Genomic DNA, 9476 nt, shown 5'->3' with positions numbered 1-9476 from the left:
CGACGGGGTGCGAGGCACGGGAGGACACAGCGGTCTGACCGAGACCATTGGCCGCCGCCTTCAGCCCCTGCGCGGCGGTGGGAACCCTCGGTGCCACGGGTCTATTCGCAGCGGGACGGGCCGCCGGGCGCGAGGGGCGCTCGGCGTCCTGCGCCACGTGGAAGAAGGACACGAGCTGGTTGAGCGCCTCGGCCTGGGCGGACATCTCCTCGGCCGTGGACGCCAGCTCCTCCGAGGCCGACGCGTTGCGCTGCGTCACCTGGTCCACGTGCAGCATCGCCTTGTTCATCTGCGTCACGCCGCCAGCCTGCTCGGAGGAGGCCGCCACCACCTCCTGCACCAGGTCGGCCGTCTTGCGGATGGAGGGCACCAGATCCTCCAGGAGCTGCCCCGAGCGCGAGGCCACCTTCACGCTGCTGGAGGCCAGCCCGGAAATCTCCCGCGCCGCCGTCTGGCTGCGCTCCGCCAGCTTGCGCACCTCGGTGGCCACCACCGCGAAGCCCTTGCCGTGATCGCCCGCGCGCGCCGCTTCAATCGCCGCGTTGAGCGCCAGCAGGTTCGTCTGGTAGGCGATCTCCTCGATGATGGAGATCTTCTCCGCGATGGAGCCCATGGCCGCCACCGTCTCCTTCACCGCCTTGCCGCTCTCCTCGGCGTCGCGGGCACCCTGCACGGCCATCTGCTCCATCTGCCGGCTGTGGTCCCGGTTCTGGGTGATGCTGGCCGTCATCTGCTCCAGGCTGGAGGTGGTCTCCTCCACGCTGCTGGCCTGCTCGCTGGTCCCCTGCGAGAGGCTCTGCGAGGAGGCGGACACCTGGGAGGAGGCCGAGGCGAGCGCACCGGCGCCCTCGCGCACCTCGCCGATGACCTGACCGAGCTTGTCCGCCATGCGCTGCAGGGCCGCCAGCAGCCGGCCCGTCTCGTCCTCCGTCTCGGAGGAGATGCGCACGGTGAGGTCTCCCTCGGCGATGCGGTCCGCCACCGCCACCGCGTGGTTCAGCGGCCGGGAGATGATGCGGGCCAGGAGCAGGCACAGCAGCAGGCCGAAGGCGGCGCTGCCCACCAGCACGCCGAGGATCCACACCCGCGCCGTCACGTACGCCTGGGTCGCGCGCGACGCCGCCTGGTCCGAGCCCTCGCGGTTGACGACGACCAGCTCATCGAGCCTGTCGCTCAGGGCATTGAAGTCCGCGTGCATGGGACCGAGCACCAGCGCCATGGCCTCCGCGTCCTGGTTCTGCTGCGACAACCGCAACAGCTTGGGGTGGTCCCGCAGGTAGTTCTCCCACAGCCGCTTGAACTCCTCGTAGAGCTTGCGCTCGCGCTCCGAGGTGATGAGGGGCTCGTACTCGCGCATCGCGTCGCGCACGCCCTGGCTCTCCTGCTCCAGGCTCTTCTCCGCGTTGCTCATCTGCGCGGGAGTGAGCGCGAGGATGTGCTCGACCTGGGCGATCCGGAAGTCCGAGGTGTTGGTGTTCATGCCTCCGAGCACCTCCACGCTGGGCAGCCAGCTGGTGGCGATCTCCTGCGAGACCTCGCGCACGTCGGACAGCTGGACGAGGGCGAAGACGCCGAGGAACGTGGTGAGGCCCAGCAAGCAGGAGAAGGCGAGGAAGAGCTTGGGAGCGATCTTCAGGTTGTGGAACCAGGACATGGGGCTTTCCGAAGCGGAGAAGAAGGACTCAGGCGGCGGCGGCGGCGGGAGGGGGTGCCTTCAGGGCCTGCTGGAGCAGCGCGGGGACGTCGAGGATGAGGGCCACCCGGCCATCTCCGAGGAGCGTGGAGCCGGCGACGCCCGGCAGTCCCTGGCACAGCTTGCCCAGGGGCTTGATGACCGTCTGGCCCTGGCCCAGCAGCGTGTCCACGGCGATGCCCGCCTGGCCACGGCCATGGTTGATGACGACGACGTTCTCACGCGGGGGCAGCTCGCCGCCGAGCTGGAAGTGCTCACGCAAGCGCAGGTAGGGCAGCGGCTCGCCGCGCAGGTTGAGGACGCCGGTGCGCCCGGGACGCCGCTCCTCCCGCGGCAGCTCCACGCACTCGAGGATCTTCTCCAGGGGGATGACGTACGTCTCCGCCCCGACCCCGACGGAGAAGCCCTCGATGATGGAGAGGGTGAGCGGCAGGCGCAGGGTGAAGGTGGTGCCCTGGCCGGGCACGGTGTCCACGGTGATGGTGCCGCGCAGCAGCTCCACGTTGCGCTTCACCACGTCCATGCCCACGCCCCGCCCGGACAGCTCGGTGACGCGCTCGGCGGTGGAGAAGCCCGGCTCGAAGATGAGGCGGAAGAGGTCCGCGTCGGACGGCGCCTCGTCCGGCCCGAGCAACCCCCGGCTCCGCGCGCGCTCGGCGATGCGGGCCCGGTCCAGCCCCGCCCCGTCATCGACGATCTGGATGACGATGGTGCCCGCCTCGTGGAAGGCGCGCAGGAGCAGCGTGCCGGTGGCGTCCTTGCCGCGCTCCTGGCGCACCTCGGGCAGCTCAATCCCGTGGTCCATCGCGTTGCGCACCAGGTGGGTGAGCGCATCGCGGATGAGCTCGGTGACGGTGGTGTCCACCTCCACGTCCTCGCCGCTCACCTCCAGCCGCACCTGCTTGCCCGTGGTGAGGCACAGGTCCCTCACCGCGCGCGCGATGGGCTGGAAGGTGCGACCGATGGGCACCATCCGCACCTTCATCACCAGCTCCTGCAGGTCCAGGTAGAGCGGGTCCGCCTCGCGGTGCGCCTCCAGCAGTTGCTGCGGCGTATAGAGGTGGGCCTGCGCGAGCATCGAGGTGAGGCGCCCGCGCGCGATGGAGATCTCCCCCGTGAGGTCCAGCATCCGGTCCAGCCGGTCCAGTCCCACCCGGAGGGTGCGCTCACGGGCCGGGCGCGCCTCGGGGTGCTCGCAGGACACCTCGGGCCCGGGCCGCTCCGGGCCGACCGCCCCCGGCATGGGCCGCGCGGCCGCGGCGGTGGAGGCCAGCAGTTGATGGATGTCCTTGGCGGGCAGGCGCAGGTCGGGCTCGGCCACGGGCTTCAGCCCCACCAGCTCCCGCAGCGCGTCCACCGACTGCAGCAGCAGGGTGCCCAGCCCCGAGTGCAGCACCAGCGCTCCCGCCTCCAGCCGGGTGAGCAGCTCCTCGAGCGTGTGGGCCAGCTCCACCGCCTCGGTGAAGCCCATCGCGGCCATGCCCCCCTTCAGGGTGTGGACCGTGCGGAAGACCGCTCGCAAGGACTCCGGACCGGGAGCCGCCTCCAGCGCGAGCAGGTCCTGCTCCAGGCTGACGAGCTGCTCATCCGTCTCAGAGAGGAAGACGGCGTAGACCTTCTCCAACTCGGGCTTCATCGCCGCGGGTCAAGAGCAATCCCCACGCCAGTGTCCGCTGGTCGACAACTCCTCGGAATCGCGTCACCCGGCCGTGACAGCAGCGGGCCGTGTCCGAGACATGGATTCTGGATTCTAGACTTTGGACGAGAGGCCCAGGCTCTTGAGCTTCTGGTACAGCGAGCTGCGGGGAATGCCGAGTCGTCTGGCCGCCCGCTCCACGTGCCCGCCCTCGGCGGCGAGCACGCGGGCGATGTGCCTGCGCTCCACCTCTTGAAGGGTCAGGTCCAGCTCCGGGGCCAGTGACGAAGGCTCGGTGGACGGAGCAGCGAGCTTGCGCGCGAAGTCGTGGTTGAGCTGCAGCTCAGCGGGCCCCAGCACCGGTTTCGAGGAGAGGAGCACGGCCCGCTCCAGCACGTTGCGCAGCTCGCGGATGTTGCCGGGCCAGGGGTAGGCGCGCAGGGCGTCCGCGGCGTCGGGCGTCAGGTGGAGCCCGGGGCGTCCGAGCTCGCGGGAGAGTCGCGCGAGCAGGGCCTGCGCGATGACGGGCAGGTCCTCGGGCCGCTCGCGCAGCGCGGGGAGGAGCAGCGGCAGGGGGCTGATGCGGAAGTACAGGTCGCTCCGAAACGCCTGCGCGCGCACGCGCTCGGCGAGGTCCTGGTGGGTGGCGGCGATGAGGCGCACGTCCACCGCGCGGTCCTCCACCTCGCCCAGCCGCCGGAAGCGCTTCTCCTCCACCACCTTGAGGAGCTTGGGCTGCACCTGCGGGTCCATGTCCCCGATTTCGTCGAGGAAGACGGAGCCGTGGTGGGCCACCTCCAGCAGGCCCTGCTTGCGGTGGACGGCACCGGTGAAGGCCCCGCGCTCATGGCCGAAGAGCTCCGTGTCGAGGAACTGGGGCGACAGCCCGGCGCAGTTGAGCTGCACCAGGGGACCTCCAGCGCGCGGGCCATTCAGGTGCAGCCAGGTGGCGAGCACACCCTTGCCGGTGCCCGTCTCGCCCTGGATGAGGACGGGGCTGTCGCTGTCGAGCACGCGGCGCGCGGTGTCCTCCAGGGCGCGGATGCGCGGGCTCTCCCCGAGGAAGGGGTTGAGCTCCTCCGGAGAGCTCGCCACCAGGGCCTGCTGCCGACGACGGGTCCGCTGGGCCTCCAGCAGACGCTCCACCATCATCAACAGGGCGGGCAACTCCACGGGCTTGGGGAGGAAGTGCTCCGCCCCCAGCTTGATGGCCTGGACGGCGATGTCGATGGAGGCATGCGCGGTGAGCACCAGCACGGGGATGGAGGGGTCCACGGCCCGCATCTCGGGGAGCAGCTCGAGCGCGGTGCCATCCGGCAGGCGGTAGTCGAGCAGCACCACGTCCGGCCGGGAGGAGCGGAAGAGCTCGCGGGCCCGCCGGCAGCTCTCCGCCTCCAGCACCTCCAGGCCGTGGGCCTCGAGGAAGTCGTGGATGCCGAAGCGGACCGTCGGCTCGTCATCGATGACCAGCACCTTGCACCGCACGTGGCTCACCCTCCTGCTGGGAGGCACACCCGGACCTCGGCGCCTCCGTCAGCCCCATTGCCCATGGAGACCGTGCCGTGATGCTCCTCCACGATGCGTTGGACGATGGAGAGGCCCAGCCCCACGCCCCCATGCCGCCGGGTGAAGAAGGGCTCGAAGAGGTGGGGCAGGTCCTCCCGCGAGAAGCCAGGCCCCTGGTCCGCCACCACGCACTCCACCCGCATCGAGGCGTCATCCGCGAGGCGCCGCGCGGTGAGCCGCACGGTGGCACCACGCGGGGAGTGCTGGAGGGCGTTGGAGAGCAGATTCTGGAACACCTGGGCGAGCCGACCCGGGTCCATGGGCACGCGGGGCAGCTCCGGCTCCACGCCCAGCACCACACGCACCTCGTGCTCCTGGGCGAGGGCGGAGGTGGCCTCCACCGCCTCGTGGAGCACGCTGGCGAGGGTACAGGGGTAGAGCTCGGTGCTCGGCGGGCGCCCGTAGGTGAGCAGCCCCTGCATGAGGGTGTTGAGGCGCGACACCTCGCGCCGGAGCATGGAGAGGTAGCGCGCGTGCTCCTCGGAGCGGCCGAAGCGTGCCTCGAAGGCGTCCAGCGTGGCGGAGATGCCGAAGAGGGGGTTGCGCACCTCGTGGGCCACGCCGGCCACCAGCGAGCCGAGCTGGGACATGGTCTCGTTGCGGCGCACCGCGTCGAGCGCCTCGCGCAGCCACGTCTCCGTCTCGTGGCGGGCGGTGATGTCGCGCGCCACCTTGGCGAAGCCGCGCAGCTGACCCTCGGCGTCACGCAGGGCGGTGATGACCACATGGGCGTAGAAGCGGGAGCCGTCCTCGCGAACCCGCCACCCCTCGTCCTGCGTCCTGCCGTGGGCCTCCGCCTCCGCCAGCAACCGCAGGGGGCGACCCGCCGCCACATCCTCCTCGCTATAGAGGATGGAGAGGTGCCGGCCGAGGATGTCCCGGGTGCGATAGCCCTTGATGCGCTCGGCGCCCAGGTTCCAGCTCGAGATGCGCCCACTGGGGTCGAGCAAGAAGAGGGTGGAGTCCCCCAGGCTCTCGAGCAGCAGGCGGAAGCCCTCGTCGCACGACAGGGGAGCGGTCCGCGGGAGGCCAGGGCCCGCGGAGGGGGCGGTGGCGGGGGAAGGGTCGTCGGGAGCGGCGGGACGGCCGTAGCCGCAGGCACAGGAGCCCTCGAGCGCCTGTCCGTCCGGCAACGCGGAGGTTTGACCCGGCTTTTGGAACGAGGGAAGAGGCATAGGAAGAGTCAAACCGTGGTGCGAAGGGTACCCGGTCCCGACAACGAAGGCCCGCTCCCTCCACGGGCGTACCGCCAGGGCCTCGTATTGCCCCTCGACCCTGGCTCATGCCAAGAACGCGGCATGTCCTTCCTGCAACAAGCCCTCATCTTCCTCGCGGCCGCGGTGGTGTCCGTGCCCATCTTCAAACGGCTCGGCCTGGGCTCGGTGCTCGGCTACCTCGCGGCGGGCATGGTGATTGGCCCGTGGGGCGCGGGGTTCATCTCGGACGTGGAGAGCATCCTCCACTTCGCCGAGCTGGGCGTGGTGCTGCTGCTCTTCCTCATCGGGCTGGAGTTGCAGCCCTCGCGCCTGTGGGAGCTGCGCCGCTCGGTGTTCGGCCTCGGTGGGGTGCAGGTGCTCGGCACGGGCGTGGTGCTGGCGGGAGCGGGGCTGCTGCTCGGGCTGCGGCTGCCCACCGCGCTCATCACCGGGCTGGGGCTGTCGCTGTCCTCCACGGCCTTCGCGCTCCAACTGCTGGCGGAGAAGAACGAGCTGGCCACCGAGCACGGGCGGGCCTCCTTCGGCATCCTGCTCTTCCAGGACCTGGCCGTCATCCCGCTGCTGGCGCTGCTGCCCTTCCTCGGAGAGGCCACCACCCCGTCGACGGAGCCCGGGTGGGTGTCGGTGCTCAAGGTGGTGGGGGTGCTGGCCGGAGTGGTGCTGGGGGGCCGCTACGTGCTGCGGCCCCTCTTCCGCTTCGTGGCCTCGCTGCACAGCCAGGAGCTGTTCACCGCCACGGCGCTGCTGCTGGTGGTGGGCACCGCGCTGCTGGTGAGCCAGGTGGGGCTGTCCATGGCGCTGGGCGCCTTCCTCGCCGGCGTGCTGCTGGCGGACTCGGAGTACCGCCACGAGCTGGAGGCCGACATCGAGCCCTTCAAGGGCCTGCTGCTGGGCCTCTTCTTCATCGCGGTGGGCATGTCGGTGAACATCGGGCTGCTGGCCAGCGGCCCGGTGCGCGTGGTGGCCCTGGTGCTCGGGCTGGTGGCGCTCAAGGCGCTGGTGCTCTTCGCGCTGGGCAAGTGGGCCTTCAAGAGCAATGAGCCCGCCCTGAGCATGGCGGTGGTCATCTCCCAGGGCGGCGAGTTCGCCTTCGTGCTCTTCGGGCTCGCGGTGGGCTTCCGGGTGATGGACCGGGCGCTGGCGGACCTGCTGGTGGTGGTGGTGAGCCTCTCCATGGCCGTCACCCCCGTGCTCTTCCTGCTCTATGCGCGGTTCATGCGGCCCCGCTTCCACAAGGCGGCCAAGCGCGAGTTCGACGTGCTGCCCGAGGAGGAGCACCCGGTCATCATCGCGGGCTTCGGGCGCGTGGGGCAGGTGGTGGGGCGCGTGCTGCGCGCCAAGCGCATCGGCTTCACCGCCCTGGACGCCAGCTCCGAGCACATCGACTTCCTCAAGAACTTCGGCAACACGAAGATTTATTACGGGGATGCCTCGCGGCTGGACTTGCTGCGGGCGGCGCGCGCCGAGCACGCGAAGGTGTTCGTGCTGGCCATCGACGACGTGGAGGCCTCGATGCGGACGGCGGAGACGGTGCGCCAGCACTTCCCCCACCTCACCATCTTCGCGCGAGCCCGCAACCGGCAGCACGCCTACCGGCTGCTGAACCTGGGCATCACCCACGTCATGCGCGAGACCTATGCCGGCAGCATCGAGATGACGGGAGAGGTGCTCCAGGAGCTGGGGCTCACCTGGTCGGACAGCAAGACCGCGACGGACCGCTTCCGGCAGCACGACGAGGCCATGCTGCTGTCCACGTACAAGCACCACGGGGACGTGAAGAAGCTCACCGAGATAGCGCTCAAGGCGCGCCAGGAGCTGGAGGAGCTCTTCGCGCAGGACGAGCAGAAGAAGTCCGGCTGAGCCGCCACGGAAGGGATTCGTGAGCGCCTGAACGCTCGCCCCCGCTGGCCTTTGATTCGCCCTTCCAGCGGGCGCAGAGTGGTCCCTGAATCCAGGCACGGGGGGCGTCCATGAAGAGCGGGAAGAAGATTCTTCTTCGATGGTTGGTCGTCGTCGGCACCGCGGGAACGCTGCTGGGGGGAGCGGCGTATGCGATGCAAGACGATGACTGCTGGAAGTGTTACCCCTGCGGCTGCGGCAGCGACGGCGGTGACATGATGTGCTGCAACTACACGGCCTGTTAGCCGCATGTCGCGCCCGCCACAGGACAGCTCACACGCCCGAGGGACCGCGCTGGCCCTGGTGGGAGTGGGCTGCGTGCTGCTGCTCTGGCAGGTCGCCACCGCGCTCCCCGGGCCCGGTGCACACGGCGAAGTCTCTTCCGCCACCGGCACCTCGGGCTTCCAGGGCGGTCACACCCACGGACGGACCGTCCTACCCGTGACCCTGCACCCCCCTCCAGCGCCCCTGCCTCCGGCACACGCCCTCGAACCCGTCGCCAGCTTCGCGGAGAGCGCGCCCGCCCCGGCCATCCAAGCCATGTCGCGCCCGCCAGCCGCGCCGAAGGAGCTCGCGCCGGACGGCCTCCCCGCCTCCGCCATGCACTGCACCTTCGACGGTGGAGTCATGACATGCGGGAGCTGCCGGACGGACAGCGACTGCCCGGCCGGTCAGGGGTGTGTGGCCAATCGCGAGACGCGTCGCCTCGAATGCATGGCTTCGGAGTGCGAGGAGGACGCGCACTGCCTTCCCGGCTTCGCCTGCCGGGCCGCCAACAGGGGAGACTCCGGCCCCGTCGTCCGCCGCTGCACCCCCGAGGGGATACGCCGCGAGGGAGAGACGTGCGACTCCGGCTACCTCTCCCGTGGCGGGGCCTGTCGTGAGGGCCTGCGCTGCGTCAGCGAGCTATGTACCGTACCCTGTCGGCTCGAGGACCCGGTGAGCTGCCCGACCGGCTACCTTTGCAGGGAAGGGGCGGACGGCCCCGGCTGCGTTCCGGACTGTCAGCAGCTCGGATGTCCCCAGGGACAGCAGTGCAAGCGCATCACCGAGTCCAGATACCAATGCCTGGAGAGTGTCGTCGGCACCTGCCCGGAGACGCCTTGCGCCGAGGGCGAGCGCTGCGTCAAGCGGGTGGTGCGAGGCCGCGGCGTCTTCTGGTGCGCCCGCTCCTGCAATCCCCTCCTCCCGAACGGCTGCCCCGCCGGCTACGTCTGTGGGCAGGCCTCGCGTACCACCAGTGCCTGCTTCCCCCAATGCGACCCGCATGACCTCGACTCCTGTGACGAGGGTTGGCGCTGCGGCACCGTGTCCGAGGACATGACGCTGTGGGGGTGCAACCTGGCTCCCCATCCGTAGCGGAATGCCCGCTGGCGGAAGCTCGGCCCTACTCGGGGCTGGGCACGGGCGCGCTCCGGGGCGAGGCTGGGCCCGTGGACACCCTGCCCGACCCCGAGCACCTCGA

General features: G+C 70.5%; 6 protein-coding genes. 2 read left to right on the top strand and 4 right to left on the bottom strand.

Annotation, left to right across the window (positions count from 1 at the left end; translation table 11 throughout):
- The 4 genes from VF697_RS29685 to VF697_RS29670 all read right to left on the bottom strand — a co-directional run.
- Window positions 1-1654: methyl-accepting chemotaxis protein (locus VF697_RS29685; protein WP_331100171.1), on the bottom strand; the 1654-nt coding region annotated here is incomplete at its 3' end.
- Between the two features lie 28 nt (window positions 1655-1682).
- A complete protein-coding gene (locus VF697_RS29680) occupies window positions 1683-3329 on the bottom strand; it encodes a chemotaxis protein CheA (protein WP_331100169.1) in 1647 nt (548 codons plus the stop codon).
- 114 nt (window positions 3330-3443) lie between these two features.
- Window positions 3444-4814, bottom strand: coding sequence for a sigma-54 dependent transcriptional regulator (locus tag VF697_RS29675; protein ID WP_331100167.1), 1371 nt, complete (start codon window positions 4812-4814; stop codon window positions 3444-3446).
- Between the two features lie 5 nt (window positions 4815-4819).
- Entirely contained in the window at window positions 4820-6028 is a 1209-nt protein-coding gene (locus VF697_RS29670) for a two-component system sensor histidine kinase NtrB (protein ID WP_331100165.1), read from the bottom strand.
- A gap of 165 nt (window positions 6029-6193) precedes the next feature.
- Between VF697_RS29670 and VF697_RS29665 the strand changes: the two genes are divergently transcribed.
- On the top strand, window positions 6194-7972 hold the full coding sequence (locus VF697_RS29665; protein WP_331100164.1) for a monovalent cation:proton antiporter-2 (CPA2) family protein: 1779 nt from the start codon (window positions 6194-6196) through the stop codon (window positions 7970-7972).
- 978 nt (window positions 7973-8950) lie between these two features.
- Window positions 8951-9370, top strand: coding sequence for a hypothetical protein (locus tag VF697_RS29660; protein WP_331100162.1), 420 nt, complete (start codon window positions 8951-8953; stop codon window positions 9368-9370).
- The last annotated feature ends 106 nt before the right edge of the window (window positions 9371-9476 follow it).

Origin of the sequence: Archangium sp. (genome assembly GCF_036388035.1) — a bacterium.
Lineage (GTDB): Bacteria > Myxococcota > Myxococcia > Myxococcales > Myxococcaceae > Archangium.
This window is presented reverse-complemented; position numbering and strand designations above follow the sequence as displayed.